Below are 23,872 nucleotides of genomic sequence, written 5' to 3'. Positions count from 1 at the left end.
ATGACCGACCGCCCCGGGAGCACCTTGCAGGTGGGCACGCGCCTGCCGCAGCAGGCCAGCGAGGTGACCTGTGGTGCCGCCAGCCTGGTGGCGGCACAGCGCCTGCTGGAGCGGATGCCGCTGCCGGCGGCCGACGACCCGGTGGAGGTCGAGGACTTCCAGGGGGCGGAGTTCGCGCGCTTCGGCCGGACGAACAACCCCTGGGAGGCCGGCGTGCTGCGCATGCCGTGGCCCATGTCGCTGGGCACCCCGCCGTGGGGTGCGCTGGCTGAGCTGCGGCGCATCGTGCGCGCCGAGCGGGACGGCGACCCGCGCTACGGCATGGGCCTGGTGCGTCGTGCCGGGGCAGGCGGGCTGGGGGAGGCCCTGCAGGGCGTGGGGCAGCACGAACCGGCGCTGCTCTACGTCGGCTCGCGCTGGCTGCCGCGGCACGTGTGCCTGCTGGCCGAGGACCCCACGGGCCGGCTGGCGCTCTACGACCCGGCCGGCGGGACCGTGGTCGAGGCGGACGTGGACGCACTGGCCGCCGGGGAGCAGCGGGTGGCCGGGTGGTCCGTGCCGTGGGCGGTGGTGGCCCCTCGCGGCTGACCGGGGACGAGAGAACGCCGCGGGCGGGGGGGTCCGGACGGACCCCCCGCCCGCGGCGTTCTGGGGAGAGTGCGCTCAGGCCTTGGGCTTCTCCACCTTGACCAGCTCGGTGTCGCGGACCTCGATCGCCTCGGCGTCCACCTCGGGCACCTCGCAGACCACGTGGCCGGAGGCGACCACGTCGTCCCACGCGCGGCGGGCGGCCGCACGCTGGTCGGCGGGACCGGCCAGGGTCATCGCGGTCACCTGGGCACGCATGCCCAGCTTGGCCTCGGACTTGGCCTTGCGGATGCCCGCGAGCACCTCGGCCGCGGCGGGCTTCACGGCGGCCAGGCCGTCCTCGGCGCCGCCGGGGAGGGCGAGTTCGGCAGGGGTCGGCCACGCGGCGCGGTGCACGCTGCCGACCTGCCACCAGCTCCAGACCTCCTCGGTGGCGAACGGGATGAACGGGGCCAGCAGGCGCAGCTGCACCTCCAGGGCGACGCGCAGGGCGGCGCGGGCCGAGGTGGTGGCCGCGGACACCTCGCCGGTGTCGTCGTGGCCGCCGTAGGCACGCGACTTCACGAGCTCCAGGTAGTCGTCGCAGAAGGACCAAAAGAAGGTCTCGGCGACCTCCAAGCCCTTCGTGTAGTCCCACGCCTCGAAGCCCTGGGTGGCCTGCTCCACGACCTCGGCGAGCTCCAGCAGCAGCGAGCGGTCCACCGGCTCGGTGACCAGGGACAGCAGCTCGTCGCGGGAGGACGCGCCGGACACCTCACCGAATCCGAGGGCGAACTTCGACGCGTTGAGCAGCTTGATGGCCAGGCGACGCCCCACCTTCATCTGCTGGGTGTCGAAGGCGGTGTCCACGCCCTGACGGGCCGAGGCAGCCCAGTAGCGCACGGCATCGGACCCGTGCTGCTCGAGCAGGTCCACCGGCGTGACGACGTTGCCCTTGGACTTGGACATCTTCTTGCGGTCCGGGTCCAGGATCCAGCCGTTCAGGGTGGCGTTGCGCCACGGCACGGTGCCGTGCTCGTGGTGGGCGCGCACGATCGTGGAGAACAGCCAGGTGCGGATGATGTCGTGGCCCTGCGGGCGCACGTCCATCGGGAAGACCATGTCGAACAGCTCCGGGTCCTCGCGCCACCCGCCGATGATCTGCGGGGTCAGCGAGCTCGTCGCCCAGGTGTCCAGCACGTCGGGGTCGGCGGTGAAGCCGCCCGGCTGGTCGCGCTGCGACTCCTCGAAACCGGGCGCGGTGTCGGTCTGCGGGTCCACCGGCAGGTCGGCCTCGGCCGGGGTGATCGGGTGCTCGTGGTCCGGCTCGCCGTCGGCGTCCAGCGGGTACCAGATCGGGAAGGGGACGCCGAAGAAGCGCTGGCGGCTCACCAGCCAGTCGCCGTTCAGGCCCTCGATCCAGTTCGCGTGGCGGCGCTCCATGTAGGCCGGGTGGAAGTCGACCTCCTGCCCGCGCGCCACCAGGGCGGCGTTCAGGTCCGCGTCGCGGCCGCCGTTGCGGATGTACCACTGGCGCGAGGTGACGATCTCCAGCGGCTTGTCGCCCTTCTCGAAGAAGTTGGCCTTGCGCTGGGTCTTCTGCGGTTCGCCGATGAGCTCGCCGGACTCGCGCAGGGCGGTCACGGTGTTCTCGCGGGCGGTGTGCACGGTCTTGGTGGCCAGCTGCTCGGCGTAGAGCCCCGCGCCGGGGCCGCCGGCGATCCACTCGGGCGTCTCACCCACCAGTCGGCCGTTGCGGGTGATGACCGAGCGCATCGGCAGCTGCAGCTCGCGCCACCAGGTGACGTCGGTGAGGTCACCGAAGGTGCAGCACATGGCGATGCCGGCGCCCTTGTCCATCTCGGCGGCCGGGTGGGAGATGACGGGCACCTCGACCCCGAACAGCGGCGTCTTCACGGTGGCGCCGAACAGGTCCTGGTAGCGCTCGTCGTCGGGGTGGGCGATGAGGGCGACGCAGGCCGGCAGCAGCTCCGGGCGCGTGGTCTCGATCTCGACGTCGCCGGCCTCGCCGTGGAAGGCGATGCGGTGGAAGGCACCCGGGTAGTCGCGGGCCTCGAGCTCGGCCTGGGCCACGGCGGTCTGGAAGGTCACGTCCCACAGGCCAGGTGCCTCGGCGGAGTAGGCCTCGCCGCGCTCCAGGTTGTGCAGGAACGCCTGCTGGCTGGTGGCGCGGGCGTTGTCGTCGATCGTGCGGTACTGGAAGTTCCAGTCCAGCGAGAGGCCGAGGCGGCGGAAGAGCTCCTCGAAGGCCTTCTCGTCCTCGACGGTCAGCTCGTGACACAGCTCGATGAAGTTCGGACGGCTGATCGGCTGCTGGTCGGCGGCCTTCACGGACTTGCCGTCCCCGCCGCGCTGCGGCGGCTCGTAGGCCTCGACGTAGGGCTGCGAGAGGTCGCCGCGCACGCCGTAGTAGTTCTGCACCCGGCGCTCGGTCGGCAGGCCGTTGTCGTCCCAGCCGATCGGGTAGAAGACCTCGTGGCCGGTCATCCGCTTGTAGCGGGCCATGCAGTCGGCCTGCGTGTACCCGAAGACGTGTCCCACGTGCAGCGAGCCCGACGCGGTGGGGGGCGGGGTGTCGATGGTGAACAGCTGCTCGCGGGGCAGCTCCGCGGCGCGGGCACGGTCGAAGGCGTAGGTGTCCTCGTCCTGCCATACCGCGGTCCAGCGGTCCTCGAGTCCGTCGACGCTCGGCTTGTCGGGAAGCTGCTGGGCGGGGCGGTGTCCGGAGGCGGAGACAGTCATGCGGGACATCTTCGCACCCTCCGTCGGCGCCGGGCGGTAGCATGTCCGCCACAGGCAGCGATCCGGCCATCACCGGGGAGCCTTCCGGAAGAACGGCACGAACCGTCGCCCTCCCGCGGGAACGCACCCGGGTGGGGGAGCAGGCGGGGAGGGCTCACTAGAACCGGACGGGTAGGCCCGACACAGCCGTCACGAAGGGGTCCGACCCGCCGCCTCGCAGCGGTGGACCGGGCAACCGAGGTGGTACCGCGGCACGGGTCGTCAGGTCCGGCGTCGTCCTCGAGCAGACCGCGCAGCAGGCGCTGCCCGACTCCAGGAGCCGCGATGAGCACCGCACCCGACGCCACCCCCGACGGCCAGCAGCCCGAGCCCACCACCCAGGGCACGCCGGGCGTGTACCCCATCGTGCGCACCGGCACCGCCGGTGACGCCGGTACCGGGGTCTCCTCCCCGAGCTTCCCCGAGATCGAGCAGGGCGTGCTGCGCCACTGGGAGGCGGGGGACACCTTCCGCAAGTCCGTGGAGAACCGCCCTGCCGGTGAGAACGGCGAGAACGAGTACGTCTTCTACGACGGCCCGCCCTTCGCCAACGGGCTGCCGCACTACGGCCACCTGCTCACCGGGTACGTCAAGGACCTCGTCCCGCGCTACCGCACGATGCGGGGGCGGCGCGTGGAGCGCCGCTTCGGCTGGGACACCCACGGACTGCCGGCCGAGCTCGAGGCCATGCGCCAGCTCGGCATCACCACCAAGGACGAGATCCTGGAGACCGGGATCGACGCGTTCAACGACGCCTGCCGGGCCTCGGTGCTGAAGTACACCGACGAGTGGCAGGAGTACGTGCACCGGATGGGCCGGTGGGTCGACTTCGAGAACGACTACAAGACCCTCAACGTCGAGTTCATGGAGAGCGTCATCTGGGCGTTCAAGGAGCTCTACGACAAGGGCCTGGCCTACCAGGACTTCCGCGTGCTGCCCTACTGCTGGCGCGACCAGACGCCGCTGAGCAGCCACGAGCTGCGCATGGACGACGACGTCTACCAGATGCGGCAGGACCCGGCCGTCACCGTCGGCCTGCGCCTGGAGACCGGTGAGCTGGCCCTGGTCTGGACGACCACGCCGTGGACCCTGCCCAGCAACCTCGCGGTCATGGTGGGCCCGGACATCGACTACGTCGTGGTGGAGTCCGACCCGGCCGCCGACCCGAGCGGGCTCTCGCAGCGCTATGTCGTCGCCGAGGCGCGGCTCGAGGCGTACGCCCGGGAGCTGGGGGAGGACCCGGCATCGCGCGTCGTCGAGCGCCTGAAGGGTGCGGACCTGCTGGGCCGTTCGTACACCCCGCCCTTCTCCTACTTCGCCGGCCAGGAGAACGCCCACCGGGTGGTCGAGGCCGACTTCGTCACCACCACCGACGGTACGGGCCTGGTGCACAGCGCCGGTGCCTTCGGTGAGGACGACAAGGTCGTGACCGACCGGGAGGGCATCGAGCCGGTGATGCCGGTGGGGCCCGACGGTGCCTTCACCGCGCCGGTCAACGAGTACGCCGGTCAGCAGGTGTTCGACGCCAATGCCCCGATCGTGGCGCACCTCAAGGCCGCCACGCGCAACCTGGGGCGGGCCGGCGGTGCCGTGGACGGGGCCGTCGAGGAGGCCGGGAGCGTCAGTGAGGGCACGCTGCTCCTGCGCCACGAGACCTACGACCACTCCTACCCGCACTGCTGGCGCTGCCGCACCCCGCTCATCTACAAGGGGGTGGAGTCCTGGTTCGTGAAGGTCACGGACTTCAAGGGCCGGATGCTCGAGAACAACGAGCAGATCACCTGGGTGCCGGGCAACGTGAAGCACGGGCAGTTCGGCAAGTGGCTCGAGGGCGCCCGCGACTGGTCGATCACCCGCAACCGCTACTGGGGCAGCCCGGTGCCGGTGTGGGTCAGCGACGACCCCGAGCACCCGCGGATGGACGTCTACGGCTCGCTCGAGCAGATCGAGGCCGACTTCGGGGAGCTGCCGCGCAACGCCGACGGCGAGGTGGACCTGCACCGCCCGTGGGTGGACCACCTGACCCGGCCCAACCCGGACGACCCCCGCAACGCCGGCGCCGCCCCCGGGGAGCACACGGGCTCGACCATGCGCCGCGTGGAGGACGTGCTGGACGTCTGGTTCGACTCGGGCTCGATGTCCTACGCCCAGAACCACGTGCCCTTCGAGAACGCGGACTGGTTCGAGCACCACTTCCCTGCCGACTTCATCGTGGAGTACATCGGCCAGACGCGTGGCTGGTTCTACACGATGCACGTGCTGGCCACCGCGCTGTTCGACCGCCCGGCCTTCGGCAACGTCATCTGCCACGGCATCGTGCTGGGCAGCGACGGCCAGAAGATGAGCAAGTCGCTGCGCAACTACCCGGACGTCAACGAGGTCTTCGACCGCGACGGTGCCGACGCGATGCGCTGGTTCCTCATGAGCAGCTCGATCCTGCGCGGCGGCAACCTGGTGGTCACCGAGCAGGGCATCCGCGACGGCGTCCGCCAGGTGATGATCCCGCTGTGGAACGCCTGGTCGTTCTTCGCCATGTACGCGAACGCCGCCGGCGAGGGCGGCCACCGTGCCCGGTGGTCCACCGCCTCGGAGCACCCGCTGGACCGCTACGTGCTGGACGCCACCGGCACCCTGGTCCGCGAGACCACCGAGGCCCTGGACGCCAACGACGTGGCCCGCGCCTGCGAGCTCGTGCGCGACTTCCTGGACTCGCTGACCAACTGGTACATCCGCCGCTCCCGCGACCGCTTCTGGGAGGGCACGGACACCGCGGCCTTCGACACCCTGTACACGGTGCTGGAGTCCGTCTGCCGCGTGGCCGCCCCGCTGCTGCCCTTCGCCACCGAGGAGATCTGGCGCGGCCTGACCGGCGGGGAGTCGGTGCACCTGACCGACTGGCCCGACGCGGCGGAGTTCCCCACCGACGCCGGGCTCGCCGCCGCGATGGAGACGGCCCGGGCCGTGGCCTCGGTGGGTTCCGGTCTGCGCAAGACCAACCAGCTGCGCACCCGCCTGCCGCTGCAGAGCCTCACCGTGGTGGTCGAGGACCCGCGCTCGCTGGCCGACCAGGGCGCCCTGCTGGCCGACGAGCTCAACGTGCGCGAGGTGCGCCTGGTGGCGCTGGACTCGCAGGAGGCGCAGCAGTACGGCGTCGAGCAGCGGCTGGTGGTCAACGCCCGCGCGGCCGGCCCGCGCCTGGGCAAGGACGTGCAGACCGTCATCAAGGGCTCCAAGTCCGGCGACTGGTCGGTCGACGCGGAGGGCACCGTCATCTCCGGCGGCATCGAGCTGGTGGAGGGCGAGTACACGCTCGAGACCGTCACCAGCGGCGACGATGAGGGCACCGCGACCGGCGTCCTGCCCGGCGGTGGCTTCGTGGTGCTGGACACCACGGTCACCGACGAGCTGGCGGCGGAGGGCACGGCCCGCGACGTCATCCGCGCTGTCCAGGGCGAGCGGCGCGTCGCCGGCCTGTCCGTGAGCGACCGCATCTCGCTGGCCCTGGTCGGCGGCCCCGAGGTCTGGGGCGCCGCGGTGACCCACCAGCAGCTCATCATGGACGAGACGCTGGCCGTGCAGTTCGGGGCCGGGGGGCCGGAGACGCCCCTGCCGGACGACCCGTCGGCGCACCGGGCCGAGGTGGACCTCGGCGAGGGGCGGACCGTGACCGTTCAGCTGCGTCGCCGGGAGGCCCGCCGATGACCGGGGACCAGCGGCGCGACGCCGCCGAGGAGCTGGAGGTCCGGCGCCGCGTCCGGGAGGTCACCGAGGCGCTCATGGCACGCATGCCGGAGAGCCACGTCGTGCCGACCCTGGACCGCGTCGCCCGGGTGATGGAGCTGCTGGGTGACCCGCAGCGCACCTACCCGGTGATCCACCTGACGGGGACCAACGGCAAGACCTCCACCACCCGCATCGTCGAGCGGATCCTGCGGGAGACCGGGCTGCGCACCGGCCGCTTCACCTCCCCGCACCTGCACGACCCGCTGGAGCGCATCACCATCGACGGCGCGCGCATCGACCCGCGCCACTTCCTCGAGGTGTGGGACGACGTCGCGCCCTTCCTGGCGATCGTGGACGCCGAGAGCGATTCCGCCGGCGGTCCGCCGCTGAGCTACTTCGAGTGCCTTGTGGTGCTCGCGTTCGCGGCCTTCGCCGACGCGCCGGTCGACGTCGCCGTCGTCGAGGTCGGCCTGGGAGGCCGGTGGGACGCGACGAACGTGGCCGACGGCGACGTGGCCGTGATCACCCCGATCGGCGTCGACCACGAGCGTTTCCTGGGCAGTGACGTCGAGGCGATCGCCACCGAGAAGGCCGGCATCATCAAGCCGGGTGCGCGGGTCGTGGTGGCCGAGCAGCAGGAGGAGGCCCGCGTGGTCATCGCCGACGCCGTCGCCGAGGCCGGTGCCACGGCGGTCACCGCCGGCGTGGACTTCGGGGTCCCCGAGCACGACGTCGCCGTCGGTGGCCAGCTGGTCACCGTGCAGGGCCTGGCGGCGGAGTATCCCGAGCTGCTCCTGCCCCTCTTCGGACAGCACCAGGCACAGAACCTCGCACTCGCCGTCGCGGCGGTGGAGTCCTTCCTCGGCGGGGGCGAGCAGCCGCTCGACGCCGAGCTGCTGCGCGCCGCCGTCGCGGGCGTCACGACCCCCGGGCGGCTCGAGGTGGTGCGGCGCTCGCCCACCGTCGTCGTCGACTCCGCGCACAACCCGCACGGCATGGAGACGCTGGCGCGGGCGCTGGGGGAGTCGTTCAGCTTCGCCCGCCTGGTGGGCCTGGTGGCGATCTTCGAGGAGAAGGACGCCGAGGGCATGCTGACGGCGCTCTCCGGTGCCGTCGACCACCTGGTCGTCTCCCGCAACTCCAGCCACCGCTCCATGGCCCCGGAGGCACTGGGGCGGCTGGCGCGCGAGCTGCTCGGTGACGACATGGTCACCGTCGTCGAGGACCTGCCCGACGCGGTCGACCTCGCCGGGTCGCTCGCCGACGAGGGCGGGGTCAGCGGCGGTGTCATCGCCACCGGGTCCGTCCAGACGGCCGCCGACGTGCGGATGCTGCTGGGCACCACCGAGGTCGGCTGATCCGCGTGGGAGGATGCCGCTCGTGAGTTCACCCATTCCCGTCGTCGGCCCCCTGGGCAAGATGTCCCGTCGGTTCGCCGGCGTGACGCTCTTCTTCGAGTCGTTCGCGGTCTTCTTCGGTGCGCTCGCGGCGCGCGGGCTGGCGCACGCGCACGGTGACGACCGGGCCACCACCTACCTGGTGGGCGGGTCCGCGCTCGCGGTCGCCTGCCTGGTGACGATGGTGGTGCTCAAGCGCACCTGGGGCGTCACCCTGGGGTGGCTGCTCCAGCTGATCGTCGTCGCGAGCGGCTTCGTGCTGCCGGCCATGTTCGTGGTGGGCGCGATCTTCCTGGGCATCTGGCTGGGCGCCCTCTACTGGGGGCACAAGATGGACGAGCTGACCCGTCAGTTCGCCGCAGGACAGTCGGACGACGCGGCCGGGAACGCCCCGGTCGCCACGGACCACGGAGGTGATCGCTGATGGGATGGCTCGAGGCCATCGTGCTGGGACTGGTGCAGGGGCTCACGGAGTTCCTGCCCATCTCCTCCAGCGCGCACCTGTCCATCGTCGGCCGCCTCTTCGGAGGGGACGACCCGGGCGCCGCGTTCACGGCGATCACGCAGCTCGGCACCGAGGCCGCGGTGCTCATCTACTTCCGCAAGGACATCGCCACCATCATCGGCAAGTGGTGCAAGGCGCTGGTCGGCCAGCTGCCGCACAGCGACCCCGACGTGCGCATGGGCTGGCTCGTCATCGTCGGCTCCATCCCGATCGGCGTCCTCGGCCTGCTCCTCCAGGACTTCATCGAGGGGCCGCTGCGCAACCTGTGGCTGACCGCCTCGATGCTGCTCTTCTTCGCCCTGGTGATCGGGTTGGCCGACCGCATCGCCAGCCGACGCCCCGCGACGGAGGTCAAGGAGCTGGAGCACCTCACCTGGGGTGACGGCCTGAAGTACGGGCTCTGGCAGTCCCTCGCCCTGATCCCCGGCGTCTCGCGCTCCGGCGGCACCATCGCCGGTGGTCTGTTCATGGGCTACTCGCGCGTGGCCGCGGCCCGCTACTCGTTCCTGCTGGCCATCCCGGCCGTGCTGGCCTCCGGTGGCATGCAGGTGCTGAAGATCGCCGACGACCCGGTGGAGCCGGCCTGGGGCCCGATCGTCGTGGCCACGCTCATCAGCTTCGCGGTGGGCTACGCCGTCATCGCCTGGCTGCTGCGCTACATCTCGCACCACGACTTCACGGTCTTCGTGGTCTACCGCATCCTGCTGGCGCTGGTGATCTTCGGTCTGCTCGGCTTCGGGGTGCTGCCGCCCACGGCCTGATCCGAGCCCTGACCACCGCACAGCGGCCGGGCCCCGTCGGCGGGGCCCGGCCGCTGTGCGGTGGTTAGGGTGGGTGCGTGACCACGACTGCAGCGCACGAGACCGAGACCATCGAACGTTCCCTGGTGCTGGTGAAGCCCGACGGCTACCGCCGTGGCCTCACCGGGCAGGTGCTGGCCCGCATCGAGGCCAAGGGCTACCGCCTGGCCGCGCTGCGCGTGGCGGAGGCCACCCGGGAGCAGCTCGCGGCCCACTACGCCGAGCACGAGGGCAAGCCCTTCTACGAGCCGCTCCTGGAGTTCATGTCCTCCGGCCCCCTGGTGGCGGCCGTCGTCGAGGGCCACGGCTGCATCACCGGCTTCCGCACCATCGCCGGTGCGACGAACCCCACCGAGGCCGCGCCCGGCTCGATCCGCGGCGACCTCGGCCGCGACTGGGGGCTGAAGGTCCAGCAGAACATCGTCCACGGCTCGGACTCGTCGGAGTCCGCGGAGCGGGAGATCGCCATCTGGTTCCCGCAGGGTGCCTGACGCCACGTCTCCGCACCCGGCCGCATCCGCGTGGGACTCCAGCATCCGTCCAGCCGGGGGACATACGATGCCGCTCATGACTTCACGGTGGCAGCGTCTGCGCGGCGGTGACCTGGCGATCGATCTCGGCTCCTCTCGGACCAAGATCTGGCGCAAGGGACAGGGGATCGCCCTGGACGAGCCCTCGCTCCTGGCGGTCGAGGGTGGCACCGGCAAGGTGCTGGCCGCCGGTGAGCGCGCTCGTGGGCTCATCGGACGCACGCCGGCCCACGTGCACATCATGCGGCCGGTGCGCGACGGCGTGATCGTCGACGCCGACGTGGCCGAGTCCATGGTCCGCACCTTCATGGACCGCGTGCACTCCGGCTGGTTGAACCGCCCCCGCGTGGTCGTCGCGACGCCCTCCCAGATCACGGCCGTCGAGCGCCGCGCGGTGGAGGAGACCGTGCTGCGCTCCGGCGCCCGCGAGGTCTTCATCGTCGAGGAGGCCATGGTCGCGGCCATCGGGGCCGGGCTCCCGGTGAACGACGAGCGGGCCTCGATGGTGCTGGACATCGGCGGCGGGACCGCCGACGGTGCGATCACCGCCCTGGGCGGCATCGTCCGCTCCGGCTCGGCCCGCGTCGGTGGGGACGACCTCGCCGAGGCCGTCCGCGACTGGCTGCGCACCGAGCACCACCTGCTGCTGGGCGAGCGCACCGCCGAGGACCTCGTCGCGCAGGTGGGTTCGGCCGCCCCGCTGGAGCGGGAGATGGCGGCCGAGGTGCACGGACGCAACCTGCGCACCGGCCTGCCCGAGACCGTCCGGGTGACCAGCCAGGCCCTGCGCGAGGCCATGGACGAGCCGCTGGCCGCGGTGTCCGCCTTCGCGCGCAGCCTCATCGACCAGTGCCCGCCGGACCTCACCGGGGACGTCGTCTCCGACGGCGTCGTGCTCACCGGTGGCGTGGCCCGGCTGCGTGGTCTCGCCCACCGGCTCTCGCGGGACCTGTCGGTGCCGGTCGGCGTCGCCAAGGAGCCGGAGCTCGCGGTGATCCGCGGTGCCGGACGCTGCATCGACGACCTCCGGCGCCTGCGCCGCATCGTGGTCGGGGAGCAGCGGTACTGATGGCCGACCGCATCCGATCCCACGCAGGGGACCGTCCCGTCCGGGGGCGCCGTCGCGGCGACTCGCAGCGGCGCGTGCCCGTCGGCGTCGTCCGCCGGGAGGGCCTGACCGGCCGCCGGCTGGGCATGCAGCAGCGCGACCGCTCGGCCGAACGCCGCGCCTGGGTGGGTCCGATCGCCGCCCTCGCGCTGACGGTCGCCGCGCTCGGCGTCGACTCCGTGAACCAGTCCGTCCTCAACCCCGTGCGCGACGCGGCGGAGGTGGCCTTCGCCCCGCTGCAGCGCGCGATGGTCGTCTCGCCGAGCGACGAGCTCCAGCAGGCCGAGGCCGAGCGCGACCGGCTGGCCGACGAGCTGCGCGTGGAGCGGGAGCAGGACGAGCTCGATGCCGCCGGCGCGGGCCTGTTCGACTCCGACGTGACGGCCGGGCGCGAGCTGACCCCCGCCCGGGTGATCGGCTTCACCGCCGCCACCGCCAGCTCCCCGGACCGTCGCATCACCATCGACGTGGGCTCCCGCGACGGCATCGAGAAGGACCTGACCGTCGTGTCCGAGAAGGGACTCGTCGGCCGCGTCGTGTCCGTCACCGACTGGACCAGCGAGGTCATCGTGCTGGGCGACCCGGAGCTGTCCGCCGGGGTGCGGACCTCCTCCGGCGCGATGGGCATGCTGTCCTCCTCCGCCCCGCCCGGGACGCCGAAGCGCGACGGCAACGAGCTGACGCTGCAGGCCTTCGAGGCCGGGAGCTTCAAGAAGGGCGACCAGCTCACCACGCTCGGCGGGCCGAACAGCCCGTTCGTGTCCGGCATCCGGGTGGGCAAGATCGCCTCCATCGACCCAGACAAGGGGCAGCTGCAGGAGACCGCCGTCGTGCAGCCCGCCGTGCGGGTGTCCACGCTCGAGGTGGTGGGTGTGCTGACTGTCGCCGAACGCGACGAGTCCCGCAAGAGCACGAAGGTGCCCGAGAGCGGTTCCTCCGGTGACTCCTCGGGCGACTCCTCGTCCAACCCGAGCCCCAGCGGTTCCGGAGACGACTCGAGCTCGAGCCCGAGCGGCTCCGGGGGGGAGGAGTCCGCCCCGCTGGACGGGAACCCCGACGACGACGAGTCCGTGCTGGTGGAGCCCTCCGACGGCGGATCGGTCGCTTCGGACGCGCCCTCCGACGCGGCCCAGCCCGACTCCGGCGGCTCAGGGGGCTCCGGGGACGCCCCGGCCCCCGAGCCCACCACCGACCAGGGAGGCCAGTGATGCGTTTCTTGATGGGCCTCATCCGGCTGGTGGCCATGGTCCTGCTGGCCGTGGTCACCACCGGTCTGCTGCCCCGGGCGGGTTTCCCCGCGCCGGACCTGCTGCTGCTCGTCGTCCTCGCGGTCGCACTGCTGCGGGGCGCCCGCTCCGGCCTGGTCTGGGGTCTGGTCGCGGGCTGGCTGGTCGACCTGGTGCCGCCCGGCGCCGGCATGGCCGGTGCCACCGCACTGACCTACGGGCTGGTGGCCTGGGCCGCCGGGGCGCTGGCCGCCACCGTGCGCCGCTCCTGGCTGCTGACCTCGCTGACCGTCGCCGTGGCCGCCCTCGCGGTGCAGGCCGTGCGCTGGGTGATGGCGCTGGCCACGCAGAACCCGACCGGTGACACCGTCGACCCGTGGGCCTGGCTGCTCACCACGCTGCTCGGCGTGGTGGTCGTGCCCACCCTGATGCACCTGGAGAACGCTGCCCTGACGAGGAACGCCACGTGAAGCAGATCCTGGCCACCGCACGCCGCCGCACCGTGCTGATGGGGGTGATCGTCCTCGTCGCCGCACTGGTGCTGGGCGGACGCCTCGCGCAGATGCAGGTGCTGGACCACGACCGCTACTCGAGCGCCTCACAGACCACGAACACGCGGGAGATCACCCACCAGGCGACGCGTGGGCGGATCCTCGCGGCCGACGGCAAGCCCTTCGTGCGGAACATCGCTCACGCGACCGTCGTCATCGACCCGCAGGTGATGCGGGAGGAGGACGACAAGGGCCGCTCGATCGTGGAGGCCGTCGCCAAGGAGCTCGGGCAGGACCCCGAGACCCTGTGGGGTCGGACCAAGACCTGCGGTGCCGACGGCGCGCCGCGGCCGCCGCGCTGCAACAGCGGTGGCGCCTACCAGCCGATCGTGCTGGCCGAGGGGGTCGACCCTGCCAAGCTGCTGCCGCTGCTCGAGCGCCCGGAGGACTACCCCGGGGTCAGCGTCGACAGCACCGGTGAGCGCGGCTGGCCCAAGCCCGAGGGGGCATTGGCGTCGCAGACCCTCGGCTACCTCACCCGGGTGAGCGCCGAGGACATGAAGAAGCGGGACGACCTGCAGTCCGACGGCATGGTCGGCCGTGACGGGCTGGAGTCCACCTACGACAAGGAGCTGCGCGGCAGCTCCGGCACGACCAAGGTCGCGGTCTCCCCGTCGGGTGAATTCATCAAGGAGCTCGAGCACACCGAGCCGAAGGCGGGGCTCGACATCAAGACCCACCTGAACCCCTCCGTGCAGAAGGTCGCCGAGGATGCCCTGGCGCAGGCCAGCGACATCGCGGCCGAGGACAACGGGGCGAAGGAGCCCGGTGACAAGGGCAGCGCCAGGCAGGGAGCTGCCCTGGTGATGGACACGGAGACCGGGGGAGTGGTCGCCTCGGCGAGCCAGCCCGGGTACAACCCGGAGGTCTGGAAGGGCGGCGTGGACGCTCGGCAGCTGGAGACCCTCGTCTCCAAGGACGAGGGCGTGCCGCTGACCAACAAGCTGGTCTCGTCGGTCTACCCGCCGGCCTCCACCTTCAAGGCCATCTCGCTGACCTCCGCCTTCAGCCAGGGGCTGGACCCGGACGAGCAGTACTCCTGCCCGGCGCGGGTGAAGGTCGGTGACCGGTACTTCCGCAACTTCGAGTCCAAGGCGCACGGTGACCTGTCGCTGCAGGAGATCATCGAGGTCTCCTGCGACACGGCCTTCTACCGCTGGTCCTTCCGCACCTGGCGAGCCCTCGGCGGCCTGAACGACAAGGACGTCGTGGACCCCTACGTGGACCTGGCGCGCGGTTTCGGTCTGGGCTCCCGCACGGGCATCGACCTGCCGCACGAGACGGCCGGCCGCATCCCGGACCGGGAGTGGAAGCTGGCGAACTGGGAGTCCCTCAAGGACGGCTACTGCGAGCGTGCGGAGTCCGGTTACAGCAAGAAGGAGGAGCCGGACGAGCAGAAGCGCAAGGAGCTCAAGGAGAGCGCGCAGGAGTTCTGCCTGCGTGGTTATCAGTACCGCGGTGGTGACGCGGTCAACTTCTCGATCGGCCAGGGTGACGTCTCCACCACGCCGCTGCAGATGGCCGTGGCCTACGCCGCGATCGCGAACGGCGGCAACGTCCTCGAGCCGCGGGTGGCCGACAAGGCGCTGGACGTCGACGGGAAGGCCGCGAAGGACTACCGGACCAAGGTCCGCCAGCGGGTCGGCTTCCCGAAGGACTCGCTGAAGATCCTGCGCGAGGGCCTCGAGGGCGTGGTGACCGACGGGACGGCTGCCTGGGCCTTCAAGGACTGGGACCACCAGCGGTACCCGCTGGCCGGCAAGACCGGCACGGCCGAGGTGCCCAACGAGATGCCGACCTCCTGGTTCGTCAGCTACGACGCGGGCAAGGACTCCCGCTACGTCGTGCTCGTGGTCATGGGCGACGCCGGCACCGGTAGCGAGTACGCCGTGCCGGTCGCCCGCTCCATCTGGGACAAGATGGAGTCCGAGGGCATGCTCGAGGCCCAGGGCGCCAATGACCCGATCTCGTCGGAGGACGCCGACGCCGACATCAAGGCCGCCGCGAAGCGGGCCAAGAAGGCGGGCGCCAAGACGATCAAGGTGAACGACGTCACCGAGGAGTCGCTGGTGGGCCCGGTGGACACCGAGTTCCAGCAGGGTGACGAGGGCGGCTCGGGTGGTGCGCCCCCGGGCGAGCCGTCGCCGGCCGCGGACCCGTCGGGAGCCGGTGGCCCCGGGGAGAGCGCCGCCGGCCGCAACCCGCGGGATGACCGGGGCTGATAGAGTGCACCTTCGCCGTTAGATCGGCCGCGGACGCCGAATGCCCCGGAGAACAGGCCCGGGCGCGCCGCGCAACGACCTTTGAGGAGTCACGCTTGACCACTTTGGATGCCGCCAAGAAGAAGGCCATCATCGAGGAGTACGCCACGGCCGAGGGTGACACCGGGTCGCCCGAGGTGCAGGTCGCGCTGCTGACCCAGCGCATCAAGGACCTGACCGAGCACTCCCGTCAGCACAAGCACGACCACCACACCCGTCGTGGCCTGCTGCTGCTGGTGGGTCGCCGCAAGCGCCTCCTGCGCTACCTCGAGTCCACCGACATCGAGCGCTACCGAGCACTCATCAAGAAGCTCGGCCTGCGCCGCTGAGAAGCTCTTCGCCCGGAGCGGCCCCTCACCAGGGGCCGCTCTTGGTGTGAGAAGGGGTCGACACGGTCCGGTCGACCCGGCACGATCGCAGTACGGACCGACAGACACACGGCACAACGACGATGCCCGTGTGCTGACCCAACAGAAGGGAGGGCCCCGTGGAGGGTCCTGAGATCACGTTCGCCGAGGCCGTCATCGACAACGGCGCTTACGGCACCCGCACCATCCGGTTCGAGACCGGACGTCTGGCGCAGCAGGCCGCAGGCTCTGTGGCCGCCTACCTCGTCGACGACGACATCGACGACGCCACCATGGTCCTGTCGGCCACCACGGCCGGGCGCGAGCCCAAGGACCACTTCGACTTCTTCCCGCTGACGGTGGACGTCGAGGAGCGCATGTACGCCGCGGGCCGCATCCCCGGCTCGTTCTTCCGTCGCGAGGCCCGCCCGGGCACCGACGCCATCCTGACCTGCCGGCTCATCGACCGCCCGCTGCGTCCGACCTTCACGAAGGGTCTGCGCAACGAGGTGCAGGTCGTCGTGACCGTGCTGGCGCACCACCCGGACCACCAGTACGACGTGCTGGCGATCAACGCGGCCAGCGCCTCCACCCAGATCTCCGGGCTGCCCTTCTCCGGCCCCATCGGTGGCGTGCGCATCTCGCTCATCGACGGCCAGTGGGTCGCGTTCCCGAACTTCTCGGACATCCCGCGCTCCACCTTCGACATGGTGGTCGCCGGTCGGATCACCGAGGACGACGACGTCGCGATCATGATGGTCGAGGCCGAGTCCACCGAGGCCACCTGGGCCCTGGTGAACGACGAGGGCCGCACCGCCCCCACCGAGGAGGTCGTGGCCCAGGGCCTCGAGGCTTCCAAGGTCTTCATCCGCGCGCTGTGCGAGGCGCAGTCCCGCCTGCACGAGTCCGCCGGCAAGGAGGTGCAGGAGTTCCCGCTGTTCCTCGACTACCAGGACGACGCCTACGAGGCCGTCGAGAAGGCCGCCGAGAAGGACGCGGCCGAGGCCCTCACCATCGCCGGCAAGCAGGAGCGCGAGGCGCGCCTGGACGAGATCAAGGCCTCCTTGAAGGCCGAGCTCGCCGGTGCCGACGAGGAGGAGGGCAAGCCCTTCGCCGGTCGTGCCAAGGAGATCTCCGGTGCCTTCAAGGCGCTGCAGAAGAAGCTCATCCGCCAGCGCATCCTGCGCGACGGCGTCCGCATCGACGGGCGTGGTCCGAAGGACATCCGTGCGCTGTCCGCGGAGGTGCAGGCGCTGCCGCGCGTGCACGGCTCGGCGATCTTCGAGCGCGGCGAGACCCAGATCATGGGTGTCACCACGCTGAACATGCTCCGCATGGAGCAGCAGCTCGACGGCCTGAGCCCGGTGACGCGCAAGCGCTACCTGCACCACTACAACTTCCCGCCGTTCTCCACCGGTGAGACCGGTCGCGTGGGCTCGCCCAAGCGGCGCGAGATCGGCCACGGCATGCTCGCTGAGCGCGCGCTCGTGCCGGTGCTGCCCAGCCGTGAGGAGTTCCCCTACGCGATCCGCCAGGTCTCCGAGGCGCTGGGCTCCAACGGCTCCACCTCGATGGGCTCGGTCTGCGCCTCGACGATGTCGCTGCTGAACGCCGGTGTGCCGCTGAAGGCCCCGGTCGCCGGCATCGCGATGGGTCTGGTCTCGGCCGAGGTCGACGGTGGCACGCGTTACCAGGCACTCACCGACATCCTCGGTGCCGAGGACGCCTTCGGTGACATGGACTTCAAGGTCGCCGGCACCAAGGAGTTCGTCACCGCGATCCAGCTGGACACCAAGCTCGACGGCATTCCCGCCGAGGAGCTGGCCAAGGCGCTGACGCAGGCCCGCGAGGCCCGGCTGCACATCCTGGACGTCATGTCGCAGGCGATCGACGCCCCGGACGAGATGAGCCCGAACGCCCCGCGCGTCATCGCGGTGAAGGTCCCGGTGGACAAGATCGGTGAGGTCATCGGCCCGAAGGGCAAGATGATCAACCAGATCCAGGAGGACACCGGCGCCGACATCTCCATCGAGGACGACGGCACCGTCTACATCGGCGCCACCGACGGCCCCTCGGCCGAGGCGGCCCGCTCGGCGATCAACGCGATCGCCAACCCGCAGATGCCGGAGGTCGGCGAGCGCTTCCTGGGCACGGTCGTGAAGACCACCACCTTCGGTGCGTTCATCTCCCTGCTGCCGGGCAAGGACGGTCTGCTGCACATCTCCGAGATCCGCAAGCTCGTCGGTGGCAAGCGCATCGACGCCGTCGAGGACGTGCTGAACGTCGGCGACAAGGTGCAGGTGGAGCTCAAGGAGATCGACCAGCGCGGCAAGCTCTCGCTGGGCGCCGTGGTGGCCGAGGAGGAGGGTGGCCAGGAGGCCGCCCCGCAGTCCGGTCGCATCGGTGGCGGTCGCTCGGCCGACATGGGCGACGCGGACGCGACCTCCGTGGACTCCGAGGCCGCGCGCCCGGAGCCGGTGGACGTCGACGGCTCGGTGACCGACGCCGACCGCAAGGAGGCCTCCGAGGCGGTCGAGTCCGCCGGTGAGGACTCCGAGGACGGCGAGCGTCGCCGCCCGCGTCGTCGCCGTGGCGGCCGTGGTGGCCGCACCCGGGGCGAGCGCGGCTCCTCCGAGGGCTCCGAGGACTGATCCACCGTGCCGACCCCGCGGGGTCGGCACGGTGCACGAAGGGCCCCCACCGGTTCTGAACTGCTCCCCGGGAGTTGGACTGAGAAATCAGTTCCGACTCCCGGGGAGTTCGTGATGGAGGCCAAGAGTTCGTTGTCATCGCAGGAGCGGTTGACGGCCGTAGAGTTCTTCGAGTCTGGTTGGGGCTCTCGCGCCGTGGCCACGCGGCTGGGCAAGAGCCGCTGGGCGGTGCGAAGTCTCTACCGACGCTGGAAACTGTCAGGCCGAGGAGCGTTGGTGGAGCCACCGAAGAAGTCCTACCCGTTCGAGGTCAAGCTTGAGGCCGCCCAGCGCTACCTGGCCGGTGAATCCAAGGTGGCACTGGCCGGCGAGTTCGGGGTGCCCTCACCGCCCCTGATCGCGACCTGGGCCAGAGTCCTGAAAGCCGAGGGGCCTGACGGGCTGCGCCCCAGACCCAGGGGCCGCCCGGCCAGGCCTTCGGAGCCGGTCTCGGAGCTCGAGGCGTTGCGCCGGGAGAACCAGCGCTTGCGGGCGCAGAACGCCTACCTGGGAAAATTGCAGGCCTTGATGGAGCAGCAACGTCGGCCAAGGTGAAGGCCGTCGTTTCCCTCAAGGCGCAGCACCGTCTGGGTGACCTGCTGGCCGCGGCCGGTCTGGCGCGCTCGACGTTCTTCTACCACCAGGCACGCCTCTTGGAGCCGGACCCGCAGGCCGAGCTGAAGACCGCGATCACCGAGGTGTTCACGGCCAGTCGCAAGCGTTTCGGGCACCGCCGGGTCTGGGCGCAACTACGCGCCGACGGGTGGGTCGTTTCCCGCAAGACGGTGTGGAAGCTGATGCGCGAGCTCGATCTGCGCTGCCCGATCCGCAGGCGCCGGTTCCGGTCCTACCGGGGTACCACCAGTCGCACCGCGCCCAACGTGCTGGACCGTGACTTCACCGTCACCGGGCCGAACCAGAAGTGGGTCACCGACGTCACCGAGTTCCACATCGGCCCGGACAAGGTGTTCCTCTCAGCGGTGATGGACCTGTTCGACCGACAGGTCATCGGCGCCACCATCGGCCCTTCCCCGACCCTGACGCTGACGAACTCCTCCCTGCAGCAGGCCCTGACCACCTTGGAACCGGGCCAGCACCCGATCGTGCACTCCGACCAGGGATTCCAGTACCAGCACGCCACCTGGCAGGAATTACTCGCACGGGTCGGTGCGACCGCGTCGATGTCCCGCAAGGGCAACTGCCTGGACAACGCCGTCATCGAGAGCTTCTTCGGTCACCTCAAGGACGAGTTGTACTGCGACACGTCCTTCACCACACCCACCCAGCTCACGACGGCCCTGCGGGACTACCTGGCCTGGTTCAACCACGACCGCCCCCACAGCAGCAACGAGGGCCTGGCCCCGGTGCAGTACCGGAACCAGACCCTCGCTGCCGCGTGAGACCCCGTACGCTCAAACCAGTCCAACTTCAGGGGGACAGTTCACTGCGGGTGGGGGCCTTCGTGGTGGTCTCCTGAGGGGGAGGTACTCAGCAGCAGCGACCCTGCGGGTTGCTGTCCTGGGCGTCCATCCGGCGACGCCAGTACTCCTTCTCGGTGGGCACCGGGCAGCCGGGGTGGTCGCGCCGCAGTCGCGCCACGTACTGCTCGTAGTGGTTGTCACCCATCAGCGAGGCGACGTACCAGCGGGCGAAGCGCAGCCCCCTGCGCCAGGCGGGCGCAGGGGGAGCGGTGTCGGGCGCGGCCACGGTCAGTGACCCCGTCCCGGCGTGCCACCGGGTGCCAGGCCGGCGGCCTCCCACTCGGCCAGCACGGCCTTCTCCGCCGGGGTGGCGAAGAAGCCCCGCGGGGCGAAGGTGCGGGAGGGGACCGGCTCGTCCTCGCTGGTCGGCAGGCTGCCGGCGCGGACCGCCTTGAGGCAGACCACCAGCGAGGCGATGACCACCACCGCCACCAGCAGGGCGAACACGATCGACAGCGTGCCCTGGATGAAGGTGTTGCGGACCACCGCGTCCACCGCCTCGGGCGTCGTGGCGGTGCCGCAGGCACCCTCACCGGTGGCCCGGAAGTCCTTGCAGGCCTGGTGCTGTGCCCAGTAGCCGATCTTCGGGTTGCTGTGGAAGACCTTCTGCCAGGAGGCCGTCATGGTGATGACGAGGTCGAACACCAGCGGGATGCCGGGGATCCAGGCCCACTTCACGAGGCCCTTCTTGACGACGATCGTCGTGACGACGGCCAGGGCGATGGCCGCCAGCAGCTGGTTGGCGATGCCGAACAGCGGGAAGAGCGTGTTGATGCCGCCCAGCGGATCGGTGACGCCCATGACCAGGATCGAGCCCCAGCCGGCCACCACGAGGGCGGAGCACAGCCAGGCGCCGACGCGCCAGGAGGGGTCCTTGAAGCGGCCCAGACCCGGGATGTTGCCGAGGGTGTCGCTGACCATGAAGCGGCAGACACGGGTGCCGGCGTCCACCGTGGTGAGGATGAACAGGGCCTCGAACATGATCGCGAAGTGGTACCAGAAGGACTTCATGCTCTCCCCACCACCGAGCTGGTGGAGCACCTCGCTCATGCCGAAGGCGAGCGTCGGGGCGCCGCCGGTGCGGCTGACGATCGACTCCTCGCCGACGTCCGTGGCCGCCTTGGTGAGCTCCTGCGCGCTCGTGGGCTCACCGCCCAGGCCGAGGCCGTTGACGTAGGTGGCCGCGCTCTCGGCCTCCCCACCGGTCAGACCGGCCGGGGCGTTCATGGCGAAGTAGACGTGCTGGTCCAGGGTCACCGCCGCCACGAGCGCCATGATCGCGACGAACGACTCGGTGAGCATCGACCCGTAGCCGATCAGGCGGGCCTGCCCCTCCTTCTCCAGCAGCTTCGGGGTGGTGCCGGAGGAGACCAGTGCGTGGAAGCCGGACAGGGCACCGCAGGCGATGGTGATGAACAGGAAGGGGAACAGGTTGCCGGCGAAGACCGGACCGGTGCCGTCACGGCCGAAGTCGCTCAGGGCCGGGAACTGCACGGCCGGTGCGGCGATGAGGATGCCGATGGCCAGCAGCACGATGGTGCCGACCTTCATGAAGGTCGACAGGTAGTCACGGGGCGCGAGCAGCAGCCACACCGGCAGCACCGAGGCGGCGAAGCCGTAGGCGATGAGCCACCAGGAGAGGGCCAGCGGGGTCAGGGTGAAGGTCTCGGCACCCCAGCTGGTGTCGGCGACCATGCCGCCGGCGATGATCGCCAGCAGCAGCAGGCCGACCCCGATGACCGACACCTCGGTCACCCGGCCGGGGCGCAGGAAGCGCAGGTAGATGCCCATGAACAGGGCGATCGGCACGGTGAGTGCCAGTGAGAACACACCCCACGGGCTCTCGGCGAGGGCACCGATGATCACGATGCCGAGCACCGCGATGAGGATGATCATGATCGTCAGCACGCCGACGATCGCGGCCCAACCGCCGATCGGGCCGAGCTCGTCGCGGGCCATCTGCCCCAGCGAGCGCCCCCGGCGCCGGGTGGAGAGGGCCAGCACGAGGTAGTCCTGCACCGCGCCGGCGAAGACCACGCCGAAGATGATCCACAGGGTGCCCGGCAGGTAGCCCATCTGCGCCGCGAGGATGGGGCCGACCAGCGGGCCGGCACCGGCGATGGCGGCGAAGTGGTGGCCGAACAGCACGCGCCGGTCGGTGGGCATGAAGTCCTGGCCGTTGTCGTACAGCTCGGCCGGCGTCGCGAGGTCGTCGCGCGGCCTGACGACCTTGTACTCGATGAGCCGCGCGTAGAAGCGGTAGGCGATGAGATAGCTCGCCACGGCGGCGATGACGAACCAGACGGCATTGACGCTCTCACCGCGGGCGATCGCGATCATCCACCAGGCGACCGCGCCGGCCAGACCGAGCACGCCGAAGACGAGCTTCTCGCGGGTGCTGACGGTGTGGGGCGCCTCGATCGCGACCGGTGGCCGTGCGGGGTCGGTGGTGATGCGGCGTTCCTGCGGCGGCGCTGACATCGGTGCTCCTGTCGGACGGGTGGGTGTCCGGCGAAAGTACGCCCGGTGCACGCGGCGCAGGGGGACCTCCGCGCCGTCGTGACTGTTCCGTGACCTCGGGGCCCGACCGCACGGCGGGCCCTTGGAGCGCACCGGGCGAGGAGGCGCCTCAGGGGCGGGTGACGACCCGGGTGATGCCCCGACAGGTGCGTGAGACGAAGGCCTCGAGGGGGCCCCGCCAGCCGAGTGCCCACAGGGGGACGGCCACCACGACCATGGCGGCCAGGTGGATCAGGAAGACCTCGACGCCGTAGTCGCCCGACGCGTTGTACCAGGTGCGCACGACGATGTGGATCGTGTACGCGGTCAGGCTCATCATCCCGATCGCGCCGACGAGCTCCCAGAGGAGCCGCACCCGCGGCCAGAGGGAGACGACCGCCAGGCCGGCCCCGATGACCGCCGCGGAGGTGCCGACCGAGTGCAGCAGGTCGAACATCGTGGAGCCGTGCGGGTACAGGGTGAACTGCCACACCCAGTCCGACGGTGCTTGGCCGTGCAGCCCGTGGCGGGCCTGCAGGTCCATCGTCGTGAAGTCCGCGACGGGCTCGCCGTGCCAGGTGGCCAGCATGCGCTCCTGCACCGCGGGCACCGCCGTGATCGCGCGGCTGACGAGCCAGGTGCCGGTGGCCAGCGCGATGCCGCCCAGGGTCAGCGCCCGCTGCACGCCGAAGCGCGTCAGGTCCAGGCGGCCGATCGTCATGCCCGCCAGGAAGTAGCCGAACCAGAAGACGATGGGGTAGTACCCGCTGAGCAGGAGCTGCTCGGTCGTGGCCAGCCACCCACCGTGGTCGGGCAGGGAGTGGATGCTGCTGCTCGGGTCGGCGACCCAGGCCCGCAGCGGGGAGCCGACCCACGGCGCGACCAGCGCCCAGCCGACCGCCCACGCCGCCAGCGTGCGGACGCGGACGTGGACCAGGCCGACGGCGAGCAGGAACATGGCCCCGTAGGCGGGGAGGATCACGGCGATGCCGGACTCCAGCGTGGTCAGCAGCAGCCCGATGAGGTAGATGAGCATGGCCCGGACCGCGAGGCTGATGCGGGCGTCCCGCAGGGAATCACCGCGCAGCGGCGTCTCCCGGCCGGTGACCAGGGCGATGGACAGCCCCGCGAGCACCGCGAACAGGGCCGAGGCCCGGCCGATGACGATCCACCCGGGGTCCCCCCAGGGGTCCTCGACGGGCCGCACGTTCAGGTGGGCCCCGACCATGCCCACGATCGCCGCCGTGCGCGCGAGGTCGATGCCCCGCAGTCTCGGGCGGCGTCGCCGACCTCGGTGCGTCGGTGCGGAATCGGCGCAGGAGAGGACGGCGGCGGACATGCGGTGATCCTCTCAGGTGGGTGGGTGTTTGCTCCGTCACACGCGG

At 71.1% G+C, this 23,872-nt stretch carries 16 protein-coding genes and 1 pseudogene; 13 read left to right on the top strand and 4 right to left on the bottom strand.

The annotated features are described in order from the left end of the window. Entirely contained in the window at positions 1-588 is a 588-nt protein-coding gene (locus ACY8FT_RS06060) for a hypothetical protein (protein WP_462418008.1), read from the top strand. 75 nt (positions 589-663) lie between these two features. Here the strand turns inward: ACY8FT_RS06060 and valS are convergent, their stop codons facing one another. Then, positions 664-3,330: a valine--tRNA ligase gene (gene valS / locus ACY8FT_RS06055; protein ID WP_462418007.1), complete on the bottom strand. Its 2,667-nt coding sequence runs from the start codon at positions 3,328-3,330 to the stop codon at positions 664-666. Between the two features lie 324 nt (positions 3,331-3,654). On the opposite strand from valS, the gene ileS reads away from it, so the two are divergent. The 12 genes and pseudogenes from ileS (at position 3,655) to ACY8FT_RS05995 (ending at position 19,907) form a co-directional block, all read left to right on the top strand. Beyond that, positions 3,655-7,071 carry an isoleucine--tRNA ligase gene (gene ileS / locus ACY8FT_RS06050; RefSeq protein WP_462418006.1) on the top strand — a complete coding sequence of 1,139 codons (3,417 nt, stop codon included), beginning with the start codon at positions 3,655-3,657 and terminating at the stop codon, positions 7,069-7,071. After that, entirely contained in the window at positions 7,068-8,450 is a 1,383-nt protein-coding gene (locus tag ACY8FT_RS06045; RefSeq protein WP_462418005.1) for a bifunctional folylpolyglutamate synthase/dihydrofolate synthase, read from the top strand. The genes ileS and ACY8FT_RS06045 overlap by 4 nt, the downstream gene beginning before the upstream one ends. Before the next feature lie 22 nt (positions 8,451-8,472). Beyond that, positions 8,473-8,913 carry a DUF4233 domain-containing protein gene (locus ACY8FT_RS06040; RefSeq protein ID WP_462418004.1) on the top strand — a complete coding sequence of 147 codons (441 nt, stop codon included), beginning with the start codon at positions 8,473-8,475 and terminating at the stop codon, positions 8,911-8,913. Further along, positions 8,913-9,755, top strand: coding sequence for an undecaprenyl-diphosphate phosphatase (locus ACY8FT_RS06035; protein ID WP_462418003.1), 843 nt, complete (start codon positions 8,913-8,915; stop codon positions 9,753-9,755). Before ACY8FT_RS06040 ends, ACY8FT_RS06035 begins: the two co-directional genes overlap by 1 nt. Before the next feature lie 77 nt (positions 9,756-9,832). Next, positions 9,833-10,285, top strand: a complete 453-nt coding sequence (gene ndk / locus ACY8FT_RS06030; protein WP_462418002.1) for a nucleoside-diphosphate kinase — start codon at positions 9,833-9,835, stop codon at positions 10,283-10,285. Positions 10,286-10,361: 76 nt separating this feature from the next. Continuing rightward, the gene (gene mreB, locus ACY8FT_RS06025; protein ID WP_462418001.1) at positions 10,362-11,393 is read left to right on the top strand and encodes a rod shape-determining protein MreB; all 1,032 of its coding nucleotides are present in this window, start codon (positions 10,362-10,364) and stop codon (positions 11,391-11,393) included. Next, positions 11,393-12,640 (top strand): rod shape-determining protein MreC, encoded by a 1,248-nt coding sequence (mreC, locus tag ACY8FT_RS06020; protein WP_462418000.1) that lies wholly within the window; start codon positions 11,393-11,395, stop codon positions 12,638-12,640. Before mreB ends, mreC begins: the two co-directional genes overlap by 1 nt. Next, positions 12,640-13,128, top strand: coding sequence for a rod shape-determining protein MreD (gene mreD, locus ACY8FT_RS06015; RefSeq protein WP_462417999.1), 489 nt, complete (start codon positions 12,640-12,642; stop codon positions 13,126-13,128). The genes mreC and mreD overlap by 1 nt, the downstream gene beginning before the upstream one ends. After that, a complete protein-coding gene (locus ACY8FT_RS06010; protein ID WP_462417998.1) occupies positions 13,125-15,431 on the top strand; it encodes a peptidoglycan D,D-transpeptidase FtsI family protein in 2,307 nt (768 codons plus the stop codon). Before mreD ends, ACY8FT_RS06010 begins: the two co-directional genes overlap by 4 nt. Positions 15,432-15,535: 104 nt before the next feature. Beyond that, complete coding sequence (gene rpsO, locus ACY8FT_RS06005; RefSeq protein ID WP_462418407.1) at positions 15,536-15,799, top strand: 30S ribosomal protein S15; 264 nt, start codon at positions 15,536-15,538, stop codon at positions 15,797-15,799. Positions 15,800-15,957: 158 nt separating this feature from the next. Beyond that, on the top strand, positions 15,958-18,468 hold the full coding sequence (locus ACY8FT_RS06000) for a polyribonucleotide nucleotidyltransferase (RefSeq protein WP_462417997.1): 2,511 nt from the start codon (positions 15,958-15,960) through the stop codon (positions 18,466-18,468). Between the two features lie 175 nt (positions 18,469-18,643). Continuing rightward, positions 18,644-19,907, top strand: a pseudogene (locus ACY8FT_RS05995) (IS3 family transposase). 88 nt (positions 19,908-19,995) lie between these two features. Here the strand turns inward: ACY8FT_RS05995 and ACY8FT_RS05990 are convergent. The 3 genes from ACY8FT_RS05990 to ACY8FT_RS05980 form a co-directional block, all read right to left on the bottom strand. Further along, complete coding sequence (locus ACY8FT_RS05990; protein ID WP_462417996.1) at positions 19,996-20,214, bottom strand: YbdD/YjiX family protein; 219 nt, start codon at positions 20,212-20,214, stop codon at positions 19,996-19,998. 2 nt (positions 20,215-20,216) lie between these two features. After that, positions 20,217-22,469 (bottom strand): carbon starvation CstA family protein, encoded by a 2,253-nt coding sequence (locus ACY8FT_RS05985; RefSeq protein ID WP_462417995.1) that lies wholly within the window; start codon positions 22,467-22,469, stop codon positions 20,217-20,219. Positions 22,470-22,617: 148 nt separating this feature from the next. Continuing rightward, positions 22,618-23,826: a heparan-alpha-glucosaminide N-acetyltransferase domain-containing protein gene (locus ACY8FT_RS05980; RefSeq protein WP_462417994.1), complete on the bottom strand. Its 1,209-nt coding sequence runs from the start codon at positions 23,824-23,826 to the stop codon at positions 22,618-22,620. Positions 23,827-23,872 lie beyond the last annotated feature (46 nt).

The sequence above is a fragment of the Kytococcus sp. Marseille-QA3725 genome, from assembly GCF_054950055.1.
Note: the sequence above shows the minus strand (reverse complement) of the source record. Positions and strands in the feature narration are given on the sequence as shown.